Origin of the sequence: Streptomyces thermovulgaris, from assembly GCF_002155915.1 — a bacterium.
GTDB classification, from domain to species: domain Bacteria; phylum Actinomycetota; class Actinomycetes; order Streptomycetales; family Streptomycetaceae; genus Streptomyces; species Streptomyces thermovulgaris.
In genome coordinates this window covers 1-1,321 of the sequence record NZ_MUME01000340.1, presented here as the reverse complement: position 1 = coordinate 1,321, position 1,321 = coordinate 1, and the positions used below count along the sequence as shown (strand labels likewise).

Below are 1,321 nucleotides of genomic sequence, written 5' to 3'. Positions count from 1 at the left end.
CGCGTTGCTTGGTGGGGCGCACCCCCAGGGCTGCCGCCAGTTCGCGGACGTCGGCGGGGCCCAGGAGGGCGTCGGAGGTGGGGCTGGTCACGGCCATAAGGGTACGGGGCCGCGCGGTGCGGGGCGGGCGGGGCCAGTGCGCGGGACCGCCGGGTGCGCGGGACTGCTAGGTGTGCAGGCGGTTGCCGCAGTGGGGCCAGGGGCTCGTGCCCCGGCGCACGTACAGCAGCTTGGCCCGGTACGTCTGTTCCTCCGGCGACGCGTCCTGGGGACGGCCCCTGCCGCCGAGCCGGCGCCAGGTCTCCGTGTCGAACTGGTAGAGGCCGCCGTAGGTCCCCGAGGGGTCCACCGCGTCCGGCCGGCCGCCGGACTCGCACTGGGCCAGGGCCTTCCAGTTCAGGTGGTCGGCGCCCCGCACGGACCGCGGGCGGGGCCTGGTGCCCACCTTCACGATCCGGGTGCGCGGCTCGCGCACGACCTCGGACGTCACCAGCCGCGGGCGCTGGCGCACGCCGTTGACCGTGCGCAGCACATAGGTGGCCCGGCGCACGCCCGGCTCCCCGGGCTGCTCGACGACCTCCGTGCCCGTGAACAGGGAGGGATCGGGGACGCGCCGTACGGTGAAGGGGATCGGTTCCTCGCGGACCTCCCGGCTCCTGGTGATCCGCAGCACGGTGACCGTCTGCCCGTCGCGCGGGAAGCTGTCCGGCGGCACGGACGTGGTGTCCTGGCCCCGCAGCGTGATCCCGGCCTCCTCCACCACCTCCCGCACGGTGGCCGCGCGGGTGCGGACGGTGCGGGTCCGGCCGTCCGCCAGCACGGTCACCGAGCGCTCGGTGCGCACCTCGAGCGCGAGCCCCGCCCGGCCGATGGGGCGGGAGCGCGGGACCGAGACGTACGCGCCCTCCCCGCGCACGCCCAGCTCCCGGAGCATCTCCTCCACCGTGCGTGCCGTCGTCCACACCTCGTGGACGGACCCGTCGAGCGTGAGCCGGACCGGCCGCCCGTGACGCACGGCGATCTCGTCGCCGTCGGTGAGCGGTGCGTCGGGGTCGGGTGCCACCATGTCGTGCGGCCCGAGCCGTACGCCCTCGTCGGCCAGCAGCTCGGACACGTCGTCGGCGAAGGTGTGCAGGGTGCGTCTGTGGCCGTCGACGTCGAGCTCGACCTCCTTGTCCTTGGCGACGAACGCGGTGGTGCCGCCCGCCAGGCACGCCACGATCAGTGCGCGCGGCAGCAGCCGCCGCACCCCCGGGCCCGGCCGCCGGCCGGTGTGCCGCGCCCTGCGCCGCCGGCCCCCTCCGCTCCTCTGGCGGGGCAG

1 protein-coding gene and 1 pseudogene are annotated in these 1,321 nt (G+C 76.3%); both read right to left on the bottom strand.

The window, feature by feature from the left end; genetic code table 11:
• Nucleotides 1–91, bottom strand: a pseudogene (locus CCN35_RS27895) (16S rRNA (adenine(1518)-N(6)/adenine(1519)-N(6))-dimethyltransferase); the annotation flags it as partial.
• Between the two features lie 75 nt (nt 92–166).
• Nucleotides 167–1,321: resuscitation-promoting factor (locus tag CCN35_RS23305; protein WP_107501088.1), on the bottom strand; the 1,155-nt coding region annotated here is incomplete at its 5' end.